The organism is Acidovorax sp. FW305-C-20-28, from assembly GCF_058783375.1.
On record NZ_JBYSYM010000001.1, the window covers coordinates 97,566 to 117,756 of the forward strand.

A 20,191-nucleotide genomic window follows, 5' to 3' on the forward strand; every position below is an offset into this window, starting at 1 on the left:
GCTCTCGGCCAGGGCTGCGCCGCCCTCTCCCCTCGCACCCGCAGGGCGATGCATGGGAGGGACAGCGGCACCGAAGCTGCGCCGCGGGCCTGCGTCAGTCGATGGACACCTTCACGCGCTTGACCACCTCGGCATAGCGCGCGCGGTCTTCCTGCATGAGGTCCGCCACCTGCTGCGCCGGGCCGGGGTGGGGCACGAAGCCGAAGGTGGCGAACTTTTCGCGCACGTCGGGCAGGGCCAGTGCTTCGTTCACGGCCTTGTTGACGTCTGCGGCCGTCGCAGCGGGCGTGCCGCGCGGGGCCATGAGGGCCACCCAGGTGGAGGCGTACAGGCCCTTGGGGCCGCCCGCGCTCTCCAGCGTGGGCACCTCGGGCATGGCCGGCGACTTCGCGCTGTCGGCCACGGCCAGCAGGCGCAGCTTGCCGCCGCGCACCAGCGGACCCGCCGTGGCGATGGAGCCGAAGGCCCAGTCCACCTCGCCCGTGGCCACCGCGGTGTAGAGCTGGCTGGTCTCCTTGAAGGGCACGTGCACCATCTCCACGCCGGCAGCATGCGCCAGGCGCTCGGAGGCCAGGTGGATCGGCCCGCCCACGGCATTGGAGCCATAGGTCAGCTGCTTGCGCTTGTCGGCGGCGGCGACCATCAGTTCCTGCACGCTTCTGTAGGGACTGTTGGCGCCCACGGCGACGAAGAACGCCGTCTTGTACAGCAGGGCGACCGGCACCAGGTCCTTGTCGGGGTCGTAGGAGAGCCGCTTGAAGATGAGGGGGTTGATGGACATGTTGCCCACATCGACCACCACCAGTTCGCTGCCGTTGGCGGCTGCGCCCTTCACGCCGTTGATGGCCACCATGCCGGCGCCGCCGGGCTTGGCGTCGATGACCACGGCCCGCCCCCAGCGGACCTGCAGCTTCTCGCCCACGATGCGGGCCACCACATCCGGGCCGCTGCCGGTGGGAAACACCGTGGTGATGCGCACAGGCAGGCCCGGCGCGGGCTGGGCCCACGCGGCGAAGGGGGCCGCCAGGGCCAGAAGGCCGGCGGTGCGGCGGGTGATGGTTGGCATGTCTTGTCTCCGTTGTTTTTGATGTCTGACCTGGTGGAATTCTTGGATGGCTGCTACCCCGGGGCACGCCCGGTCACGCGCTCCAGCAAGCCACGGCCATCTTCGGGCCAGGCGTCGCCGCGCCAGGCCACATGCTGGTCCGGGCGGATCAGGGTGTAGCGTGCCGGGTAGAGGCTGGCGACGCCGCCCTCCTCGCACTGCAGCACCTCAATCGGCACGCCGGCCGCTGCGCACTGCGCGCGGATGCGGTCCAGATCCACGCGGTCGGCCTGCGCTGCGGCCAGCAGGGTGAAGCCGGTACCGAACAGGTCATAGAGCGAGCTGCCATCGTGCAGCCAGGCGTGCGGCGCCAGGCTGCCCGGGCGCGACGTGGGCACATAGTTGATGAAGTCCCGGGCGGGCGGTGCCGTGCCATCGGGCACGGTGACCGGCGAGTCCTCGTAGCGGTAGCCCAGCACCACGCCCAGCGTGGCGAACTCGCGCATCTTCGTGGCCTGGATGCGCACGCCGATCTCTGCGCGCAGGCGCTCGCCCTCGGGCGTGTCGTCCTCTACCCCGGCAGCGGACAGCTGGTTGCCCAGCACGGCGTGGTTGGCCTCGGCCTCGGCCATCACCCACTCGTGCACGGGACGGCGCTCGGCCTCGTAGCTGGCCAGCAGGGCATCGCCACCCCAGCCCTGCAGCCGGGCGGCGAGCTTCCAGCCCAGGTCGACGCCGTCGGCCACGCCCATGTTCATGCCGTAGCCGCCAAACGGCGGGTGCAGGTGGCAGGCATCGCCGGCCAGGAACACGCGCCGGTCCGCGTAGCGGTCGGCGATCAGGCGGCTGGCCACCCACTCATCGCTGCTCAGCACCTCGCAGGGCAGGTCCAGGCCGGTGGCCTGGCGGATCATGGCTGCGGCGTCCAGGTCGGACAGCTTCACGCCTTCGGGTACCCGCGTGGGCATGAAGAACCAGGTATCGCCCCGGTCCATGGGGCCGATGAGGCTGGGCAGCTCGTTGTTGACCTGCCAGTACATGATGGCCGGGCCATGGCGGTGGGCCTGGGCCAGGCCCGGGGCGCGGAACACGATGTTGTAGTTGCGCGAGAGGCCGTAGGTGCCCTCCATGCGCGCACCGATGAGCTCGCGCACCTTGCTGCGTGCACCGTCGGCCCCCACCAGGTAGTCGGCACGCACGCAGAAGTCGGTCTCATCGGCGCGGTCATGCAGATGCACCTCCACACCCACTTCGTCCTGCGCGAAGCCGCCGAGTTCGCAGTTGAAGCGCAGCTCCACCGTCGGCAGCGACTGGGCGTGGGCGCGCAGCACCTCCTCCACCGTGTACTGCGGGATCCACTGCGCGTGCTCGGAGTACAGCGGGTTGCGCCCCGGGGCGCAGTACATGGCGTTCTCGAAGCGGGTCAGCTCCGGCCCTGCCAGGCGGGTCACGAAAACCACGTTGGACGGGTAGTGCATGCCCAGCGGCGAGGCGGCGCGCAACTGGTCGGCAATGCCCCAGCGGCGCAGGTGCTCGCGGGTGCGTACATTCGTCGTCTTGGCGCGCGGGGCATAGCCCACGCGGTCGTTGCGCTCCACCAGCAGGCAGCGGATGCCGCGGTGGCCGAGCTCTATGGCCAGCGCCAAGCCGACGGGGCCGGCGCCTACGATGAGGACCTGAACGGATTTCATGGGGACTTTTTCTGGATCGGCATCAAGGACATGGGGGCGATCGTAGGCAGTGGCCCGTGGTCGCGAAAGACGGCAAAATGCGCTGACTGATCGAAATTTACGATCACCAAACCCGCCTATGAAATTCAATGCCCTGCGCGATTTCCTGGCCGTGGCCGAGCGTGGCAGCCTGCGTGGCGCGGCGCGCCAGTTGGGCAGCGCCCAGGCGGCCCTGAGCCACAGCATCCAGGAGCTGGAAAAGGACCTCGGCGTGCCGTTGTTCGAGCGCGGCAGCCGGGGCGTGGCCCTCACGCCCATGGGCGAGGTCTTTCTGCGCCGGGCCAAGTCGGTGGTGGAGGACGTGCGCCGCGCGCGCGAGGAGATCGAGCAGATGCGCGGCCAGATGCACGGCCGCCTGGCCATCGCCATGTCCAGCGTGCCGCACCTGGCGCTGTACCCCGGGGCGCTGCGTGCCTTCCGCCAGCGCTATGCCGACGTCAAACTGGACATCATGGACGCGGTGTACCCGCGCGTGGAAGGCCGGCTGTTCGACGGCAGCCTGGACTTCTATGTGGGGCCCGCGCCCGCCGACACGGCGGCCGGCCTGGTGGTGGAAAAGCTGTTCGACAACACGCGCGTCGTCGTCGGCCGCAAGGGGCATCCGCTGGCGAGGGCGCGCTCGCTCAAGGACCTGACCGATGCGGAATGGATCACCAGCTCCGTGACCTACAAGGCCGAGGAGGAGATCGGCCCGCTCTTCCAGCAGCATGGCCTGCCCCCACCCCGCCTGGTGATGAGCTCGCACTCCACCCTGACCTTTCTCACCTCCATGGTCTATTCGGACCTGCTCATGATGCTGCCGATCCAGTGGACGCAGTCGCCCCTGTTCGGCATGGTGCAGCAGATCCCGGTGCGCGAGCTGATCCCCGCGCCGCCGATCTGCCTGGTGGCCCGCAGCGGCATGCCGCTGACACCCGCGGCGGAGTATTTTTGCGACATGCTGCGCCGCGAGGCGCACCACCTGGTGGCACCGCCGGGCGCCTAAACGGCGGCGCAGACCCCGTCGGCGCGCGGGTCGGTGGCGCCTTCGATGCGGCCATCGGGGTGGAATGCCACCGCCCCGGCATGGCCCATCATGTCCTCGAAGGCACCGACCACCTGCACATCGTGGCCGGCGGCACGCAGGGCGTCCACCAGGGCCGGGGCCGCGCGCGATTCGAGCTTGAGGTTGGTGGACTGGTCGCCCCAGGTACGGCCCAGCAGCCAGCGCGGCGCCGTAACGGCGGCCTGCAGGTCCTGCCCGAACAGCACATGGCGCGTGAACACCGCCGCCTGGGTCTGCGGCTGGCCCTCGCCACCCATGGTGCCGTAGGCCAGCACGCGCCCATCCTTGAGGTGGGCCAGCGCAGGGTTGAGGGTGTGGAACGGCAGGCGCCCGGGCGCCAGCTGGTTGGGCCCCGCCCCCAGCGTGAACGAGGCACCGCGGTTCTGCCAGTGCAGGCCGGTCTCGGGCAGCACGATGCCGCTGCCGAACTCCCAGTAGATGCTCTGGATGTAGCTGACGACATTGCCGTGTGCATCGGCAGCTCCCATCCACACCGTGTCGCCGGGCTCGGTGGGTTCGGGCCAGGGCGCGGCACGCTGCTTGTCGATGCGCGCGGCCTCGGCGTCCAGTGACGCGGCCTGCAGGAAGGCAGCCGGGTCGGCGCGCATGTACGCCGGGTCACCCACATGCCGGTTGCGCCAGGCAAAGGCGCGCTTGGTGGATTCCACCAGGCCGTGCACATGGGCAAAGCCCTCGGCCTGGCCCACGCCCAGGCGGTCGAACAGGCCCAGGATGGCCAGCGACGACACGCCCTGCGTGGGCGGGGGCTGGTTGAACACGCGGCCGGCCGACAGCTGCACCGACAGCGGTGCCACCCGCGCGGCATGCCAGCCATCCAGATCGACCAGCGCCAACGGGCTGCCCAGGGCCTGCAGGTCGCGCGCCATGCTGCGCGCCAGATCGCCGCGGTAGAAGTCGTGCAGCCCGGCCTCGGCCAGGCGCTGCAAGGTGGCCGCGGTGCGCGGCTGGCGCAGGGTGTCGCCGCGGTGCGGCTGGCCCTCCGGCGCAAAGGCGGCGGCAAAGCCGGGCACATGTTCGAGCTCAGCCCACTTGGCGCGGGTCAGTTCGACCTGCGAAGTGGTGATGGGCACGCCCTCGCGCGCATGGCGGATCGCGTCCTCCAGCAGGCGCGCCAGCGGCAGCGGCTTGCCGCCCCAGGCCCGGGCCACCTCCAGCGCCTCGGCCCAGCCACCGATGGCACCGGCCACGGTGAGCGCTGCACGTGGCCCGCGCGTGGGAATGGCCGCATCGCCATGCGCCTGGTAGAAGGCGGCATCGGCCGCCCGGGCCGCGCCACCGCAAGCGCGCACCGCCACCGGGGCCGCCGCGCCCGGCCGGTGGATGAGCCAGAAGCCGTCGCCGCCCAGGCCGTTCATGTGCGGGTAGACCACCGCTATGGCAGCGGCTGCCGCGACCATGGCCTCGACCGCATTGCCACCCTCGCGCAGCACGGCGGCGCCGGCCTGTGCGGCCAGGTGGTGGGGGGCGGTGACCATGCCACCGCGGCTTTGCAGGCTGTGCAACATCGAAAAGTCTCCGGTTATCGGGAAAGATGCTAGTCCATCAGTGAGACATGCGCCGCGACCACGCACCAGCCCTGGCCGGGCATGCGCACCCAGGTCTGCTGCTGGCGGCCCGTGCGGGCGCTGCCCTCGCGCGCGAACTCGGTGCTGGCAGTGGCGAAGTCGCGCCCGTAGGTCGTGATGCAGGTGTTGCGCAGCGTGCGCGCCAGCCCTGCGGGCGATCGGCCGCTGCGGAAGGCGCGGATCGCATCGATGCCGTAGAGGCATTCCGTGGCGCCGTAGCGCACGGTGTGCGGGCTGTGGAAGAACAGCGCGTCGAGCACATCCACCTCGTTGTGGACCAGGGCATGCTCGTAGCGGGCAAATGCGGCCGTGACCTCGGCGAGGACATCGGGCAGGTTGATGGTCGTTGTGTCGTCGTTCATGTCAATGTCCACCGCCGAGGTAGGCCCGGGTCAGGGCGTCGTTGGCCGCAATCTCGGCCGCTGTGCCCTGGGCCACCACGCGGCCGCCTTCGAGCACATAGGCCCGGTCGGCCAGCGACAGGGCCAGTGCCGCCATCTGGTCCACCAGCACCAGGGTCATGGATTCATCGCGCAGGCGCGCCAGCGAGGCGAACAGCTCCTCGATGACCTTGGGCGCCAGGCCCAGCGAGGGCTCGTCGAGCAGCAGCACGCGCGGGCGGCTCATGAGGGCGCGGGCGATGGCCAGCATCTGCTGCTCGCCGCCCGAGAGCAGGCCGGCGCGCTGGTGCAGGCGCTCGCGCAGGCGCGGAAAGCGCTGCAGCATTTCTTCCACGCGCACCTCGCGGCCCTCGGGGTGGAGAAAGGCGCCCAGGCGGATGTTGTCGAGCACCGAGAGCTCGGGGAAGACCTGGCGCCCCTCGGGCACCAGCACCAGGCCGCGCGCCACGATCTGCTCGGCGCGCAGTGCGCCCAGTTCCACGCCCTGCAGGTGGATCCCGCCCTCCACCGGCCGGTGCAGGCCGGCCAGCGTGCGCATCAGCGTGGACTTGCCGGCGCCGTTGGCGCCCAGCAGTGCCACCATCTCGCCCTGGCGCACGCGCAGGTCCACCGCGTGCAGCACGGGCTCGGCACCATAGCCGGTGGTGAGCCGGCCCACGCCCAGCACCTCGGGCGCATCGGTGGGCAGGCCACGGTCGGCGGCGGCATGCACGGCCACAGCGCCACCCGCGCCTTCGCCCAGGTAGGCCTTGCGCACGGCGGGGTGGGCCTGCACCTCGGTCGGCGTGCCCTCGGCCAGGTGGCGGCCCGACTCCATCACCACCACATGGTCCGACAGGCCCATGACGAGTGCCATGTCGTGCTCCACCAGCAGCACGCCCACGCCCTGCTCGGCAATGCGGCGCAGCAGCGCGGAGAGCTGGTCCTTGTCCTCGGTGGACAGGCCTGCGGCGGGTTCGTCGAGCAGCAGCACCTGGGGCCGCATGGCCAGGGCGCGCGCGATCTCGACCAGGCGCCGGTCCACATGCGCCAGGTCGGCCGCAGGCACCTGCACGGCGCCCCGGTAGCCGCACCAGGCGAGCAGGGCCCGCGCCTCGTCCCGCGCGCCGGGCGAGCACACGCGGCCATCGCCCAGCAGCGGGCCCAGGGTGCCGCGCGCCAGTGCCAGGGCCACGTTGTCGAGCACGCTGAGCGAGCCGAAGAGCTGCGAGGTCTGGTAGCTGCGCGCCACACCGGCCCGCGCGATGCGCCAGGCGCCCCGGCCCTGCAATGGCTCGCTGCCCAGCAGCGAACCGCCAGCGGTGGGGGTGTAGAAGCCGCTCAGCATGTTGAGCACCGTGCTCTTGCCCGCGCCGTTGGGGCCGATCAGGCTGGTGACGGCACCGGGCCGCACGGCGAAGGACAGCTCGCTCACGGCGCGCACGCCGCCGAACACCATGGACAGGCCTTGCGCGCTTAGCGCACGGGCCTCTGCCGGCTTCAGTGGGGGCAAGGCATCGCCTTGCACAGCGGCTTGTGCCGCATCGGGCGCCGTGCGGCGCAGGCGCGCCAGCAGCCCAACCAGGCCCTGCGGTGCCACCCACAGCACCACCAGCAGCAGTGCGCCGAAGAACAGCAGCCGGTATTCCTCCAGGCTGGAGAGCAGCTCGGGCAGCAGGCCCACGATGACCGCGCCCACCAGCGGCCCGGCGATGCTGCCCGCGCCGCCGATCATCACCACCAGCACGAACAGAATGGACTGCAGAAAGGAAAAGCTGTGCGGCGTGACGAAGCCCGACAGCGGCGCATACAGCCCGCCCGCCAGCCCCGCGAGCAGGGCCGACACGGCAAAGGCCATGGTCTTGACCACCAGCGGGTTCAGGCCGATGGACTCGGCCGCCGTCTCGGAATCGCGCACCGCGCGCAGCGCTGCGCCCCAGGCCCCGCGCGACAGGCGCACAAAGGCCAGCAGCGCGACCGCCGCCGCCACGATGGCCAGCACCGCAATGGCCCGCTCGCCACGCAGAGCGTCGATGCCCAGCGCCGGCGCGGCAATGCCCATGATGCCGTTCTGCCCGCCCGTGAGGTCGCGCATCTCCACCGCGCTGTGCTCCACGATCAGGCCGAAGGCAATGGTCACCATGGCGAGATACGGGCCCTTGACGCGCAATGCCGGCAAGGCGAGCAGCGCGCCCATGGCGCCAGCCAGAGCGGCCGCGACGGGCCACGCCGCCCAGAAGCTCCAACCCGCCTTGGTGGTGAGAATGGCCACCGCATACGCGCCGATGGCGTAGAAGCCCACATGCCCGAAGGACACCTGGCCCGACAGGCCCAGCAGCACGTTCAGGCCGATGCCCACGAGCGCCAGCAGCGCCACATTGGCCAGCACGAACACGTAGTAGCCATTGACCTGTGTGGCCAACGCCAGGCCCACGGCCACCCCCAGGGCGGTGAGGGCCAGCAGCACGGGCATGGCCAGCCCGCGCGCGGACGAAAGGGGAGAAAAGGCTTTCTTGTGCATGGGGAAGGAGGTCGTCGTCGTCATACCTTGCGCACCAGGGCACGCCCGAACAGCCCGTTGGGGCGCACGGCCAGCGCCACGATGACGAGCGAGAAAGTGAGGATCTGCGTATAGCCCGAGCCCAGCGTGGAGGTGATCAGCGCCTCGGCCACGCCGAAGATCAGCCCCGCGGCCATCACGCCCCAGGCGCTGCCGATACCGCCCAGGATGGCGACCGCAAAGGCCTTGAGGCCGAACAGCGTGCCCATGTCGGACTGCACGTTCACCAGGGGCGCGATGAGCACGCCCGCAATGCCCGCAAACACCGCCGACAGCGCAAAGGCCGCCGCCACCACGCGCCCGATGGGAATGCCCATGAGCCGCGCGGCATCGCGGTTCTGCACCACGGCCAGCATGGCCGTGCCCCAGCGCGTGCGCCGCGCCACGAAATGCAGCACGGCGGCCAGCACCAGGCCGATGGCCGGGATCAGCAGCTGCAGCGGGTACACGCCCAGGCCGATGTCGCCCAGCGTCATCGGCGCCTGGGCCAGCGGCGAGGGCAGGCTGCGCGGCTCCTTGCCGAAGGTGAACATGGCCAGGTTGTCGACCACGATGCCCAGCGCCACCGTGGCCATGAGCCAGGCGTCCGAGTTGCGGCGTGCGAACGGCCGCACGGCGAAGAACTCCACGGCCAGGCCATAGAGCGCGCACAGCAGCAGCGCCAGCAACACGGCCAAGGCCATGGGCCAGCCCAGCACCATGGCGAAGCCATAGGTGAGCACGGCGCCCAGCATCATGGAACTGCCCTGGGCGAAGTTCACCGTGCCGGAGACCACGAAGGTGACGTGAAAGCCCAGGGCCATGAGCCCGTACATGCTGCCCAGGCCGATGCCGCTGATGAGGGCGGAGAGAAAGAGCATCGTGGTGATCGAAGAAGAAGGGGAGAAGCAGGAAAGATCCCGCGCCACGCAAGGCGCGGGATCGCGCGGCGTGCAGGGCTTACTTTTCGAGGCCGACGGGCAGGATGCGGTTGCCGATGAACTGCGCCCAAACGTAGTCGTTCTCGCTCAGCGCATCGTGGTTGGCTTCGTTGAAGGGTTTGTCATAGCCCTTGATCAGGCCCTCGTACTTGCCGATCTTGTAGAAGCCCTGGCGCACGGCGTCGCCTTCGGTGCTGCCGGCCTGGGCGATGGCCAGGGCGGCGAGCTGCATGGCGTCGTAGGCATTGGCCACGCCCACGGCGGGGGTGATGTTGTCGGGGCCCTTGATGTCAGGGTACTTGGCCTTGAGCGCGGCCACCACCTTCTCGCCCACCGGGCCCTGCTTGCCGAAGAAGCTGTAGGTCTGCACGAAGTGCACGTTCTTGGCGTTGGGGCCGGCCAGTTCGGTGAAGCGGCCGCCCGCAGGGCCCCAGTGCGAGACGATGGGCACCTGCCAACCCATGCGGTCCAGCGACTTGACCACCTGCGCCGAGGGGCCCACGTTGCCCACCAGGAACAGCGCATCGGCACCCGCGGCCTTCAGGCGCGTGAGCTGGGGCACCACGTCCACATCGCTGTCGCCGAACTTCTCGATGCCGGCGGCCTTCATGCCCTTGGCAGTGAGCGCTGCGGTCAGGCCCTTCTCATTGGATTCGCCCCAGGGGTTGTTCACCAGGATCATGCCGGGGTTCTTGGCGTTGAAGGTCTTTTGCGCATAGGCCAGCATGCCGCGGTCGACGATCTCGTCCACGGCCGAGACGCGGAACGCGAAGTTGGGCTTGGCGCCGTTCTTGGTCACCGGTGTGCCTGCGGCCCAGGGGCCCATGAACGGCACCTTCTCCTGGTTGGCCAGCTGCACGATGGCGATGGAGACCGGCGTGTCGAGCCCACCGAAGAGCACGGCCACCTTTTCCTTGTAGATCAGCTCGCGCGCGGCCGTCACGCCCTTGGCGGGGTTGGCCTCATCGTCGCGGCGCACCAGTTCGAGCTTGCGGCCGCCCAGCAGACCGCCCTTGGCATTGATCTCCTCGATGGCGATGGTCAGGCCACGCGTGATGGCGTCGCCCGCCAGTGCGGACTGGCCCGACAGGGCCGTGACCAGGCCAACCTTGATCGGCTCGGCCGCATGGGCAACGCCCAGGGCGGCCCAGGCGGCAGCGGTGGCAAGCGTGGCCACGGCGAAGCGGCGGCGGGTGGTGGGGAATGGCATGGCGGGTTCTCCTGCGGTTGCGGGTGGACGAAGGGAATGGATCGAAGGCGGGTTCTCACCGCCACACCGCTGCCACCAGCAAGCACCGTGCCAATGTCAACAAATACTCATATTCATTGGCAACTTGTTCAATATTTAATTGTCGACAATCTGGCACATGCTTTGCTGACAAACAAAGCATGCCGGCATTTCCGCCGTTTTGCCCCAATTCGCAGCATTGCGCACCCAAGCGGTGCAATCAGGAGCACCAACATGCAGCACGCCACCCCTCCCGGCCAGGACGCCGGCGCCATCGTCGAAGAATTCCTGCGCCTGGTGATGGTTCCGGACCCCGTGGCCGCCAGCCGCTTTGTGGCGCCTGGCCTGGCCATCCGTTTCACGGGCGGGCGCCCCATGCGCCAGCCCGCCGAATGCAGCGCCTTCAACGCCACGCGCTACGCCTGGGTAAAAAAGAAGTTTGAGAGCACCGACGTGGTGGCCGGCGCCACGCACGAGGAGGCCGTGGTCTACAACACCGGCACGCTGTACGGCGCCTGGCCCGACGGCACGCCTTTCGAGGGCAACCGCTATGTGGACCGCTACGTGCTGCGCCGCGGCCTGATCGTGCAGATGGACGTGTGGAACGACAGCGCCGAGTGGCTGCTGGTGCGCGCCGGCCTGGCCGCACCCTGGACCACACCGGAGGCCGGCGCATGATCACCAGCATCTATGGCGATGGCCCGCTGCCCACGCATGGCCGCTTCGATTACAGCCCCATCACCCGCCGGCCGGACTACACCTGGCCGAACGGCGCGCGCCTGGCCGTGTACCTGGGCTTCAACCTGGAGCATTTCGCCTTTGGCGGCGGGCTGGGCGCACGCATCGGCCCGGCCTCGCCCGAACCCGATGTGCTCAACTACAGCTGGCGCGAGTACGGCAACCGCGTGGGCGCCTGGCGCTGCCTGGAACTGTTCGACCAGTTGGCCTTGCCGGCCGGCTGCATCCTGAACACGGCCCTGTACGACCATTGCCCCGAGTTGCTGGCAGCCTGCGCGGCGCGCGGTGACGAGCTGATCGGCCATGGCCACACCAATTCCGAGCGCCAGGGCGACTTCGCAGAGGCCGAGGAGGCCGCGCTGCTGGCCGCCTGCCGCGAACGCATCGCGGCCGAGAGCGGCACGGTGCCCGCAGGCTGGCTCTCGCCCTGGATCTCGGAGAGCCCGACCACGCCCGACCTGCTGGCCGAGGCCGGCTACCGCTACACCCTGAACTGGGCGCACGACGACCAGCCCGTGCCGATGCGCACGCGCAGCGGCCAGCGCGTGTGGTCCGTGCCCTACCCGCAGGAGCTCAACGACATTCCCATGATCATTGCGCGCCAGCTCGACGGCAAGGATTTCGCGCAGATGATTGTCGACAATTTCGACGAGATGTTGCAGCAATCCGCCACCCAGCCACTGGTCATGGGCATTGCCTTGCACCCCTACCTGGTGGGCCAGCCCTACCGCTTGCGCCACCTGCGCCGGGCGCTGGAGCACGTGGCCCGCGCACGCGATGCCGGCGCCATCTGGTTCACCACGCCCGGCGCCCTCTGCGCGCACGTGGACGCCCTGTTCCCCCTCTGACCCGTCCACCGCCCATGCAGAACCCCACCCTTGCCCGCCCCGGGCTTCCCTTCATCGACACCGTGCAGGCCTGGGTGCCGCACGGGCACTTCACCCTGGATGGCGCCCCGGCAGGCCCGCTGGCCGGCCTGCGCTTTGCCGCCAAGGATGTGTTCGACGTGGCCGGCCACCCCACCGGCGCGGGCAACCCCGCCTGGCTGGCCAGCCACCCCGTGCCCACCCAGCACAGCGCACTGGTGCAGCAGGTGCTCGACGCCGGGGCCACGCTGTGCGGCAAGGTCATCACCGACGAGCTGGCCTACAGCATCCACGGCAACAACCGGCACTACGGCATGCCGCTCAACAGCGCTGCGCCCGAGCGCATCCCGGGCGGCTCGTCGAGCGGTTCGGTTGCGGCCGTGGCCGCGCGCCTGGTGGACTTTGCGCTGGGCACGGACACGGGTGGCTCCACCCGCGTGCCGGCCAGCTACTGCGGCGTGTGGGGCCTGCGCACCACCCATGGCCTGGTCTCGCGCGCGGGGCTGGTTCCGCTGCACGAGAGCTTCGACACCGCGACCTGGTTCGCCCACGATGCGGCCACCTTCGAGCGCGTGGCCCAGGCACTGCTGCCCGCCACCCCATTTTCGGCCACGCGCGCCCTGCTGCTGCAGGACGCGGCCGCCGAGGCCGATGCGGAGGTGGCCGCCCTGCTGCCCCAGGTGGCCGAAGTGCTCGCCACGCTGCTGCCCCAGGGATGGGCCACGGCCACGGCAGCCCAGGGCAGTTCGCTGGAGAACTGGCGCCGCCACTACGTGGCCTGGGGCGCCTACGAGGCCTGGCACGCCCATGGCCGCTGGATCACACAGCACGCACCCGGCTTCGACGAGGCGATTGCCAGCCGCTGGCAGGCCGCCTCAGAGGTCACGGCCGACGCCGCGGACGACGCGTTCAACGCGGGCCTGGCCGCACGCGCCCAGGTGCGGGCCCTGGTGAAAGCAGGCACGGTGCTCATCGTGCCCTCGGCTGCCAGCGTGGCCCCCTTGCGCAGCGCGGACGGTGCGCAGATCGACGCCATCCGCGCGCGCACCCTGCGCATCTGCTGCATTGCCGGCCTGGCCGGGCTGCCCCAGGTCAGCCTGCCGCTGGCCACGGCCGGCGGCCTGCCGGCGGGGGTGTCGCTGATCGGCCCGGCCGGCAGCGACCTGGCCCTGGTGCGCCTGGCCGTGCAGGCCTGGCGCACCTGGCAGGGACTGCAGGACGGCGCACGCTGAAGGCGCGACAATGGGGGCAACAACATCCGCCGGACCGCGCGACGACCGACAGCAGGCGTTCCGGGCGAACACCATGGCCACCAAGACAACTCCCCGCGCCAGCGCCAAGCCAGCGCGGGCCCCCCTCCCCTCTGCCAAACCCGCTGCGCCGCTGCAGGAAAGCGACCTGCCCGGCCTGCCAGGCCTGCGCACGGGCGACGATGTGGAAACACGCATCTACAACACGGTCTACGAGAGCGTGATGACCCAGCGCCTGACGCCGGGCACCAAGCTGCCCGAGGCCTCGTTGTGCGAGCTGTTCGATGTGCGCCGCGCCACCGTGCGCAAGGTGCTGCAGGCGCTGGCGCACGACCACATCGTGGAGCTGCGCCCCAACCGCGGCGCCATCGTGGCCGAACCCACGCCCGAGGAGACACGCCAGGTCTTCGAGGCGCGCCGCGCGCTCGAAGGCGCCATCGTGCGCCTGGCCACGCGCCACGCAACACCCGAGGACATCGCCTCCCTGCGCCGCCAGCTGGCCGCCGAGCACGAGGCCATGCACCGCTTCACCCAGCCCGCGTGGGCGCGCCTGGCCAGCGCCTTCCACCTGCACCTGGCGGAGCTGTCGCGCAACCCGGTGCTGCAGCGCTACCTGATGGAACTGGTCTCGCGCTGCTCGCTGATCGTGGCGCTCTACGAGCCGCCCGGAAAGGCCTCGTGCGAGCACGAGGAGCATGCGCGCGTGGTGGACCTCATCGCCCAGGGCGACGCCGAAGGCGCCGCGCGTGAGATGGAGGCCCATCTGCTCGCGCTGGAGCACAGCATCACGCTGCAGCAGGAGCGCAGCGACAACAACCTGGCGCGCATGCTGGGCATGGCCTGACGCTACCGCCAAGGCCCCTTGTCAGTTGTCGGCGGCTTGCGACCGAGCCAAGCGCTCGCTTTGCCAATAGACGCCGTCGCCGCCATCCATGCGGTTGAGCACACGCGCCAGCACGAACATCAGGTCCGACAGGCGGTTGAGGTACTGGCGCGGGGCGTCGTTCAAGGCCTCTTCACTGCCCAGCCCCACCACCACGCGTTCGGCACGCCGTGCCACGGTGCGGCACACATGGGCCTGCGCTGCCGCGCGCGTGCCCGCGGGCAGGATGAACTCCTGCAGCCGCGGCAACGCGGCGTTGTAGTGCGCCAGCGCTTCATCGAGCTGCAGCACGGCTTCGGGCTTGAGCAGCTCGTAGCCCGGAATGGACAGCTCGCCGCCCAGGTTGAACAGCTGGTGCTGGATCTGTACCAGCAGCGTGCGCACGTCGTCGGGCAAGGTCTCGCACAGCAGCAGGCCGATGTGGGAATTGAGTTCGTCCACATCGCCCATGGCGTGGACGCGCGTGCTGTTCTTGGACACGCGCTGGTCGTTGCCCAGGCCGGTGGTGCCGGCGTCGCCGGTGCGGGTGGTGATGGCGGTGAGTCGGTTGCCCATGGCGGCAGGTCTCCGGTGCGGCGTGCCCGGCTCTGGCGCGCCGAGCGGGTGCGGGGAAAGGGATGGTGTGGGCCGCATTGTCCCGCATCGGGCGCAACCCTGCCGTCGGCACCGGTTCGGCCAAGGGGCTTGCACCAAGAAAAACGGCGGAGGCTGTGCGCCATCCGCCGTTGGGGGCTGGCGGCGCGGGCCAGCGCCTGCGCCGCCAGGTTCAGAGGCCGCCATGGCGGCGGTCAGTGCACGGCCGTGGCGCGGCGGTTGGCCGCATCGATCTCGGCGGTGGAAACCAGGCCGTTCTTGGCGCTGGACTGCATGCTGGACCAGGCATCGGCATGGTAGCGGTCCCATTCGGCGCGCGACACCATGCCGTCGCCGTTGGCGTCCATCAGGCGGGCGTTGGTCTTCTTCTCGGCATTGGCGGCTGCCTTGCGGCCGGCCGCCGTGGCGTCGATCTCCGGCGCTGCTGCGGTCTTGCCCATGCCGGCGGCGGGGTTGGCCACGGCAGCGGCCGAGTGGGCCTTGCGGTTGTCGACCTTGTCCTGGGCCGTGGCCGCTGCCGCGCCGCCCGATGCGGAAGGTGCCACTTCGGCCGGGGTCTTGCCCACGCCGACAGGGGCCTGGGCCAGTGCAGCGCTGCAGGCGATGGCAGCCAGGGAAGCGAGGAGGGTGTGCTTGGTGGTCATTGGGAGTCCTTTGAGATGGTTGGAAAAGCAAGAGCCTTGAAGCTCTGGTGCCATTGTTCAACCCGCCCTGCGCCGAGGCTGTAGGACGTGCGCAGGCCCTTGCGTGGGACTTCAAGCGCGGCACGTAACACCGTGTCCCACTTCAGGAAACCACACTCACCAGGCGTTACACCGGGCAGGCAAATGTAGGCCCAGGCAACAGCAGGCAAAATGGCTGGCCCCCAAAGGCTGCCTGCGGTGCAATGGCGACCTGTTCAACTTTGGAGCACACCACCCATGAAGACCCCAACGACCCTGAACACCTCCAAACCGCTCAAGGCCGCCCATCCCTTCGATGCCAGCAGTGCCCTGCTGTTTGCGGTGCTTTCCATCGGGGGTTTCACCGCAGTGTCTTCGGCCCATGCCCAGACCGCACAGTCCAATCCGCCCCTGACCGCACCGGCCAACAGCAATGCCCGGACGGCGGCACCGAGCGGGGGCGTGACCCCGCCCATTCCCCACAGCGCAACGACCCCATCGCCCGCGCTGGCACCGCAGTTCGGCGGCACGGCCAACACCACCCAGCAGGTGCAGAACTCGCAGGCCGGTGCCGCCTTTGCCCGCGCGGACACCAACCGCGACGGCCAGCTGAGCCCGCAGGAGGCCGTGATGCTGCCCGCGATCAGTGAAAAGTTCGAGGCCCTGGACCGCAACAAGGACAAGTTCCTGTCGCTGGAGGAATTCGCCCTGGCCACCAAGTCCTGACCAACGCGCCCTTTGCGCTTTCCTTTTGCTTCTTCCCTTCCCAAGGCACGCTGCGGCGTGCCTTTTTCGTGGTGGCCGGGTTCTTCGGTCAGTCGTGCAAGGACGACAGGAACTGCTGCAGCTCGGGCGTCTTCGGGCTGCCGAAGAGTTCGGCGGGCGTACCGCTTTCGTGCACACGGCCCTGGTGCATGAAGATCACGCGGTCGCTGACCTTGCGCGCGAACGCCATCTCGTGCGTGACCATCATCAGTGTCATGCCTTCGAGCGCGAGCGATTCGACCACGCGCAGCACCTCGCCCACGAGCTCGGGGTCCAGCGCCGAGGTGATTTCGTCGCACAGCAGCACCTGCGGCTCCATGGCCAGGGCGCGGGCAATGGCCACGCGCTGTTGCTGGCCACCCGAGAGCTGGTCGGGCATGGCATCGAACTTCTCGGCCAGGCCCACGCGCGTGAGCAGCTGGCGCGCCTGCTCGGCCGCGGCCTTGGCATCGCGCGCCTTGACCAGCGTGGGCGCCAGCATGATGTTGCGGCCCACGGAGAGGTGCGGGAACAGGTTGAAATTCTGGAAGATCATGCCCACCTGCTGGCGCAGCGTGCGCATGGCGGTCGGGCTTTCGTGCAGGAGCTTCTGGCCGTTGACGCTGAGCGCGCCCTCCTGGAACACCTCCAGCCCGTTCACGCAGCGCAGCAGCGTGCTCTTGCCCGAGCCGCTCTTGCCGATGATGGCGATCACCTCGCCGCGCTGCACCTTGAGATCGATGCCCTTGAGCACCTCGTTCGTGCCATAGGACTTGCGCAGCGCCGTGATGTCCACGATGGGGCGGCCCGGCACGGCGTCGGGGGGCACTGCAGTGCCCAGGGTGTCAGTGGCGGTTGCCATGGAGTTTCCTTTCAAGGGATTGCGCCACCAGGCTCACCGGGAAGCACAGCGCAAAGTACAGAAGGGCCACGCAGGCGTAGACCAGGAAGGGCTTGTAGGTGGCGTTGGAGATCATGCTGCCGGCCTTGGTCAGCTCCACGAAGCCGATCACCGAAGCCAGGGCCGTGCCCTTGATCACCTGCACCAGAAAGCCCACCGTGGGCGGCACGGCGATGCGCAGCGCCTGCGGCAGCACCACGTGGCGCAGTTGCTCGCGGAAGTTGAGCGCCAGGCTTTGCGCCGCCTCCCACTGGCCCTTGGGGATGGCCTCCACACAGCCGCGCCAGATCTCGGTGAGGTAGGCACTGGTGTAGAGCGTGAGCGCAAAGGCCGCCGCGGTCCAGGGCGAGGTCTTGATGCCGAACAGCGCGATGCCGAAATAGGCCAGGAACAGCTGCATCAGGAGCGGCGTGCCCTGGAAGACCTGCACGTAGGCGCTGATGGCGCGCTGCGCGCCGCGCACCTTGGACAGGCGCAGCACCAGCAGCGCCATGCCCACCAGGCCGCCGCCGATGAAGGCGATGAGCGACAGGCTCACCGTCCAGCGCGCGGCGCCCAGCAGGTTGCGCAGGATGTCCCAGATGGAGAACTCGACCACATTACCTCCCGACCAGAAAGCGCGCACCCACCCACACCAGCAGGCGCCGCGTCAGCATGGACAAGGCCAGGTACACGAGGGTGGCCACGATGAAGGCCTCGAACGCGCGGAAGGTGTTGCTCGAGATCAGGTTGGCCGCATAGCTCAGCTCGGGCGTGGAGATCTGGCCGCACACGGCCGAGCCCAGCATGACGATGATGACCTGGCTCACCATGGCCGGCCACACCTTGAGCAGCGCCGGCGGCAGCACCACGCGGCGGAAGGTCTGGCCGGGCGTGAGGGCCAGGCTGGCGGCAGCCTCGACCTGGCCGCGCGGCGTGGCCTCGATGCCGGCGCGGATGATCTCGGCCGAGTAGGCCCCGAGGTTGATCACCATGGCCAGCACCGACGCCACTTCGGGCGTGAGCTTGAGCCCCAGCGCCGGCAGCCCGAAGAAGATGAAGAACAGCTGCACGATGAAGGGCGTGTTGCGCACCAGCTCCACGTACGAGGCCACGGCCCAGCGCAGTGCCGCTGGGCGCGGGCCCAGGTTGCGCGCCCGGGCCCAGGCGCAGGCCGTGCCCAGCAGCAGACCGAGCACGGTGCCCACGATGGTGAGCCCTATCGTCCAGGCCACGCCACGCAGCAGCAGGGGCCACTGCGAGAACACGGCAGAGAAATCCAGTTGGATCAGCATGGTGTGCCTACCCCGCCGCGCTCATCGCGCGGCAGGCCTGTGCAGGGAGGAAGGGGACGGGGAGGTGGTGACTTACTGGGGGAGATCGCCGGCGGGACGGCCCAGCCACTTGCTCGACAGCTTGTCGATGTCACCGGACTTCTTGGCGTCGGCAATGATCTCGTTCACGCGCGTGCGCAGCTTGTCCTCGCCCTTGGCCACGCCGATGAAGTTGGGGCTGTCCTTGAGCAGCAGCTTGTATTCGGTGGCCAGGTTGGGGTTCTTGACCATGATGGTGCCGGCCGTCGATGCGCTGGTGGCAATCGCCTGCGTCTGGCCCGAGACGAAGGCCGAGATGCTGCCCGCATGGTCTTCGAAGCGCTTGACGTCCACGCCGGCGGGCGCAACCTTGGCCAGTTCCTGGTCTTCCATGGCGCCGCGCGTCACGGCCACCGACTTGCCGGCCAGATCGGCAAAGCTCTTGATCGACAGGCTCTTGCTGGCAAACACGGCCTGGAAGAAGGGCGCATAGGCGGCGGTGAAGTCGATCACCTTCTCGCGCTCGGGGTTCTTGCCCAGGGTGGAGATCACCAGATCGGCCTTCTGCGTCTGCAGGTAGGGGATGCGGTTGGCGCTGGTCACGGGGATCAGCTCGACCTTCACGCCCAGCTTGGCTCCGATGTAGTTGGCCATTTCCACGTCCAGGCCCTGGGGCTTGAGGTCGGTGCCGACAAAACCGTAGGGCGGGTAGTCGGTGGGGATGGCGATCTTGATTTCCTTGGCCTTGAGGATGTTGTCCAGCGCGTTCTGGGCATGCGCGGCGGGGGCCAGGAAGGCGGCGGCCGACAGCCCGGCAGCGGCCAGCAGGCCCAGGGTGGTACGGCGGTGGGTAGAGACGGCGCGGGGGGTCATAGCAGGGCTCCTAGGTAGGGGGATGTGTCGTCGGGCGGGGTGGAAACAGGCTTCTTGGCCGCGGTCTTGCCGCGGGCTGTGCGGGCCTTGGCCGGGGCGTCGGGGGCCGCGGCGCTCTTGCGCACCGGGGCCAGCGCATCGCGCAGCTCGGCCAGCGGGTCGTGGGCGGCCTGCAGGCGCAGCGCGTCCTGCACGGTGCCGATGTGTTCGGACATGAGCGCCTCAGCGCGGGCGATGTCGCCGGCTTCGAGCGCTTCGACGATGCGCACATGGTCGGCGCAGGACTGCGCCGCGTCGTGCGAAGACTGGTAGAGCATGGCGATCAGCGTGGTGCGCGCCGTGAAGTCGCGCAGCGTGTCGGCCAGCAGGCTGTTGCCCAGGCACTCGGCCAGGCAGACGTGGAAGTCGCCCAGCAAAAAGCTGCGCGCACCCACATCGGTGCCGGCCAGCGCCGCCTTCTCGCGCTGCAGGTGGTTCTTGAGCTGGCGCACGGCCGCCTTGTCCACCGACTTGAGCTGGTGCAGCAGGCCGAGTTCGATCACGCGGCGGGCCTCGAAGGCCTCGCGCGCCTCGTCCTCGGACGGCTCGATCACATACCAGCCGCGGCGCGCGCTCACGGTGACGATGCCGCGCGTGGACAGCCGCGTGAGCGCCTCGCGCACGATGGTGCGGCTGCAGTCGAACAGCATGGCCAGCTGCTGCTCGCCCAGGCGCGAGCCGGGCGCGAGCTTCTGGGCCATCACGGCTTCGATGATGCGGTTGCTGATGTCGGTGGCGGAGGTCATTGCCACCACCTTTGCAGCTTCCGTGCCAACTGGTATACAAGCAAAATGCACCAGCTTGGCGCACCAATGGGATGCGCAAGCAGCAATCGCTGCACTACGCTGGCGCACA

20 protein-coding genes are annotated in these 20,191 nt (G+C 69.5%); 6 read left to right on the forward strand and 14 right to left on the reverse strand.

The features are described 5' to 3' along the window. Nucleotides 1-94: 94 nt before the first annotated feature. The gene (locus AC3WOH_RS00460; RefSeq protein ID WP_492227450.1) at nucleotides 95-1,066 is read right to left on the reverse strand and encodes a Bug family tripartite tricarboxylate transporter substrate binding protein; all 972 of its coding nucleotides are present in this window, start codon (nucleotides 1,064-1,066) and stop codon (nucleotides 95-97) included. Between the two features lie 53 nt (nucleotides 1,067-1,119). Further along, nucleotides 1,120-2,736 carry an FAD-dependent monooxygenase gene (locus tag AC3WOH_RS00465; protein WP_492227451.1) on the reverse strand — a complete coding sequence of 539 codons (1,617 nt, stop codon included), beginning with the start codon at nucleotides 2,734-2,736 and terminating at the stop codon, nucleotides 1,120-1,122. Nucleotides 2,737-2,854: 118 nt separating this feature from the next. Here AC3WOH_RS00465 and AC3WOH_RS00470 point away from each other — a divergent pair, with 118 nt between their 5' ends. Next, nucleotides 2,855-3,760: a LysR family transcriptional regulator gene (locus AC3WOH_RS00470; protein ID WP_492227452.1), complete on the forward strand. Its 906-nt coding sequence runs from the start codon at nucleotides 2,855-2,857 to the stop codon at nucleotides 3,758-3,760. Here the strand turns inward: AC3WOH_RS00470 and AC3WOH_RS00475 are convergent. The 5 genes from AC3WOH_RS00475 to AC3WOH_RS00495 all read right to left on the reverse strand — a co-directional run bounded on the left by AC3WOH_RS00475 (nucleotide 3,757) and on the right by AC3WOH_RS00495 (nucleotide 10,476). Then, nucleotides 3,757-5,346: a gamma-glutamyltransferase family protein gene (locus AC3WOH_RS00475; RefSeq protein ID WP_492227453.1), complete on the reverse strand. Its 1,590-nt coding sequence runs from the start codon at nucleotides 5,344-5,346 to the stop codon at nucleotides 3,757-3,759. The genes AC3WOH_RS00470 and AC3WOH_RS00475 overlap by 4 nt on opposite strands. A 29-nt stretch (nucleotides 5,347-5,375) precedes the next feature. Next, the gene (gene hpxZ, locus AC3WOH_RS00480) at nucleotides 5,376-5,768 is read right to left on the reverse strand and encodes an oxalurate catabolism protein HpxZ (protein ID WP_492227454.1); all 393 of its coding nucleotides are present in this window, start codon (nucleotides 5,766-5,768) and stop codon (nucleotides 5,376-5,378) included. Nucleotide 5,769: 1 nt separating this feature from the next. Continuing rightward, nucleotides 5,770-8,259: a branched-chain amino acid ABC transporter ATP-binding protein/permease gene (locus tag AC3WOH_RS00485; RefSeq protein ID WP_492227969.1), complete on the reverse strand. Its 2,490-nt coding sequence runs from the start codon at nucleotides 8,257-8,259 to the stop codon at nucleotides 5,770-5,772. Nucleotides 8,260-8,327: 68 nt separating this feature from the next. Continuing rightward, the gene (locus AC3WOH_RS00490) at nucleotides 8,328-9,206 is read right to left on the reverse strand and encodes a branched-chain amino acid ABC transporter permease (protein WP_492227455.1); all 879 of its coding nucleotides are present in this window, start codon (nucleotides 9,204-9,206) and stop codon (nucleotides 8,328-8,330) included. Between the two features lie 79 nt (nucleotides 9,207-9,285). Continuing rightward, nucleotides 9,286-10,476 carry an ABC transporter substrate-binding protein gene (locus AC3WOH_RS00495; protein ID WP_492227456.1) on the reverse strand — a complete coding sequence of 397 codons (1,191 nt, stop codon included), beginning with the start codon at nucleotides 10,474-10,476 and terminating at the stop codon, nucleotides 9,286-9,288. Between the two features lie 252 nt (nucleotides 10,477-10,728). On the opposite strand from AC3WOH_RS00495, the gene AC3WOH_RS00500 reads away from it, so the two are divergent. The 4 genes from AC3WOH_RS00500 to AC3WOH_RS00515 all read left to right on the forward strand — a co-directional run bounded on the left by AC3WOH_RS00500 (nucleotide 10,729) and on the right by AC3WOH_RS00515 (nucleotide 14,192). Further along, a complete protein-coding gene (locus tag AC3WOH_RS00500) occupies nucleotides 10,729-11,172 on the forward strand; it encodes a nuclear transport factor 2 family protein (RefSeq protein ID WP_492227457.1) in 444 nt (147 codons plus the stop codon). Continuing rightward, nucleotides 11,169-12,080 (forward strand): polysaccharide deacetylase family protein, encoded by a 912-nt coding sequence (locus tag AC3WOH_RS00505; RefSeq protein WP_492227458.1) that lies wholly within the window; start codon nucleotides 11,169-11,171, stop codon nucleotides 12,078-12,080. The genes AC3WOH_RS00500 and AC3WOH_RS00505 overlap by 4 nt, the downstream gene beginning before the upstream one ends. 14 nt (nucleotides 12,081-12,094) lie before the next feature. Further along, on the forward strand, nucleotides 12,095-13,330 hold the full coding sequence (locus tag AC3WOH_RS00510) for an amidase (RefSeq protein ID WP_492227459.1): 1,236 nt from the start codon (nucleotides 12,095-12,097) through the stop codon (nucleotides 13,328-13,330). Between the two features lie 73 nt (nucleotides 13,331-13,403). Further along, nucleotides 13,404-14,192: a GntR family transcriptional regulator gene (locus AC3WOH_RS00515; protein WP_492227460.1), complete on the forward strand. Its 789-nt coding sequence runs from the start codon at nucleotides 13,404-13,406 to the stop codon at nucleotides 14,190-14,192. A gap of 21 nt (nucleotides 14,193-14,213) precedes the next feature. Here AC3WOH_RS00515 and AC3WOH_RS00520 read toward each other — a convergent pair whose 3' ends face one another. Together AC3WOH_RS00520 and AC3WOH_RS00525 are read right to left on the reverse strand one after the other, a co-directional pair. Next, nucleotides 14,214-14,786, reverse strand: a complete 573-nt coding sequence (locus tag AC3WOH_RS00520; RefSeq protein WP_492227461.1) for a cob(I)yrinic acid a,c-diamide adenosyltransferase — start codon at nucleotides 14,784-14,786, stop codon at nucleotides 14,214-14,216. Between the two features lie 233 nt (nucleotides 14,787-15,019). Continuing rightward, entirely contained in the window at nucleotides 15,020-15,469 is a 450-nt protein-coding gene (locus tag AC3WOH_RS00525; RefSeq protein ID WP_492227462.1) for a hypothetical protein, read from the reverse strand. 276 nt (nucleotides 15,470-15,745) lie between these two features. Between AC3WOH_RS00525 and AC3WOH_RS00530 the strand changes: the two genes are divergently transcribed. Next, entirely contained in the window at nucleotides 15,746-16,213 is a 468-nt protein-coding gene (locus AC3WOH_RS00530) for an EF-hand domain-containing protein (RefSeq protein ID WP_492227463.1), read from the forward strand. Between the two features lie 88 nt (nucleotides 16,214-16,301). Here AC3WOH_RS00530 and AC3WOH_RS00535 read toward each other — a convergent pair whose 3' ends face one another. From AC3WOH_RS00535 to AC3WOH_RS00555, 5 genes are all read right to left on the reverse strand, one after another. Continuing rightward, nucleotides 16,302-17,093: an amino acid ABC transporter ATP-binding protein gene (locus AC3WOH_RS00535; RefSeq protein ID WP_492227464.1), complete on the reverse strand. Its 792-nt coding sequence runs from the start codon at nucleotides 17,091-17,093 to the stop codon at nucleotides 16,302-16,304. Beyond that, nucleotides 17,077-17,730: an amino acid ABC transporter permease gene (locus AC3WOH_RS00540; RefSeq protein ID WP_492227465.1), complete on the reverse strand. Its 654-nt coding sequence runs from the start codon at nucleotides 17,728-17,730 to the stop codon at nucleotides 17,077-17,079. Before AC3WOH_RS00540 ends, AC3WOH_RS00535 begins: the two co-directional genes overlap by 17 nt. A gap of 1 nt (nucleotide 17,731) precedes the next feature. Beyond that, on the reverse strand, nucleotides 17,732-18,406 hold the full coding sequence (locus AC3WOH_RS00545; RefSeq protein WP_492227466.1) for an amino acid ABC transporter permease: 675 nt from the start codon (nucleotides 18,404-18,406) through the stop codon (nucleotides 17,732-17,734). A 72-nt stretch (nucleotides 18,407-18,478) separates the two neighbouring features. Further along, a complete protein-coding gene (locus AC3WOH_RS00550) occupies nucleotides 18,479-19,297 on the reverse strand; it encodes a transporter substrate-binding domain-containing protein (RefSeq protein ID WP_492227467.1) in 819 nt (272 codons plus the stop codon). Next, entirely contained in the window at nucleotides 19,294-20,082 is a 789-nt protein-coding gene (locus AC3WOH_RS00555; protein WP_492227468.1) for a GntR family transcriptional regulator, read from the reverse strand. The genes AC3WOH_RS00550 and AC3WOH_RS00555 overlap by 4 nt, the downstream gene beginning before the upstream one ends. Between the last annotated feature and the right edge of the window lie 109 nt (nucleotides 20,083-20,191).

Excerpts from the sequence above, each read along its gene's own strand:
- AC3WOH_RS00460 (WP_492227450.1), bottom strand. The coding sequence starts at position 1,066 with ATGCCAACCATCACCCGCCGCACCGCCGGCCTTCTGGCCCTGGCGGCC.
- AC3WOH_RS00465 (WP_492227451.1), bottom strand. The coding sequence starts at position 2,736 with ATGAAATCCGTTCAGGTCCTCATCGTAGGCGCCGGCCCCGTCGGCTTG.
- AC3WOH_RS00470 (WP_492227452.1), top strand. The coding sequence starts at position 2,855 with ATGAAATTCAATGCCCTGCGCGATTTCCTGGCCGTGGCCGAGCGTGGC.
- AC3WOH_RS00475 (WP_492227453.1), bottom strand. The coding sequence starts at position 5,346 with ATGTTGCACAGCCTGCAAAGCCGCGGTGGCATGGTCACCGCCCCCCAC.
- hpxZ (WP_492227454.1), bottom strand. The coding sequence starts at position 5,768 with ATGAACGACGACACAACGACCATCAACCTGCCCGATGTCCTCGCCGAG.
- AC3WOH_RS00485 (WP_492227969.1), bottom strand. The coding sequence starts at position 8,259 with ATGCCCGTGCTGCTGGCCCTCACCGCCCTGGGGGTGGCCGTGGGCCTG.
- AC3WOH_RS00490 (WP_492227455.1), bottom strand. The coding sequence starts at position 9,206 with ATGCTCTTTCTCTCCGCCCTCATCAGCGGCATCGGCCTGGGCAGCATG.
- AC3WOH_RS00495 (WP_492227456.1), bottom strand. The coding sequence starts at position 10,476 with ATGCCATTCCCCACCACCCGCCGCCGCTTCGCCGTGGCCACGCTTGCC.
- AC3WOH_RS00500 (WP_492227457.1), top strand. The coding sequence starts at position 10,729 with ATGCAGCACGCCACCCCTCCCGGCCAGGACGCCGGCGCCATCGTCGAA.
- AC3WOH_RS00505 (WP_492227458.1), top strand. The coding sequence starts at position 11,169 with ATGATCACCAGCATCTATGGCGATGGCCCGCTGCCCACGCATGGCCGC.
- AC3WOH_RS00510 (WP_492227459.1), top strand. The coding sequence starts at position 12,095 with ATGCAGAACCCCACCCTTGCCCGCCCCGGGCTTCCCTTCATCGACACC.
- AC3WOH_RS00515 (WP_492227460.1), top strand. The coding sequence starts at position 13,404 with ATGGCCACCAAGACAACTCCCCGCGCCAGCGCCAAGCCAGCGCGGGCC.
- AC3WOH_RS00520 (WP_492227461.1), bottom strand. The coding sequence starts at position 14,786 with ATGGGCAACCGACTCACCGCCATCACCACCCGCACCGGCGACGCCGGC.
- AC3WOH_RS00525 (WP_492227462.1), bottom strand. The coding sequence starts at position 15,469 with ATGACCACCAAGCACACCCTCCTCGCTTCCCTGGCTGCCATCGCCTGC.
- AC3WOH_RS00530 (WP_492227463.1), top strand. The coding sequence starts at position 15,746 with ATGAAGACCCCAACGACCCTGAACACCTCCAAACCGCTCAAGGCCGCC.
- AC3WOH_RS00535 (WP_492227464.1), bottom strand. The coding sequence starts at position 17,093 with ATGGCAACCGCCACTGACACCCTGGGCACTGCAGTGCCCCCCGACGCC.
- AC3WOH_RS00545 (WP_492227466.1), bottom strand. The coding sequence starts at position 18,406 with ATGCTGATCCAACTGGATTTCTCTGCCGTGTTCTCGCAGTGGCCCCTG.
- AC3WOH_RS00550 (WP_492227467.1), bottom strand. The coding sequence starts at position 19,297 with ATGACCCCCCGCGCCGTCTCTACCCACCGCCGTACCACCCTGGGCCTG.
- AC3WOH_RS00555 (WP_492227468.1), bottom strand. The coding sequence starts at position 20,082 with ATGACCTCCGCCACCGACATCAGCAACCGCATCATCGAAGCCGTGATG.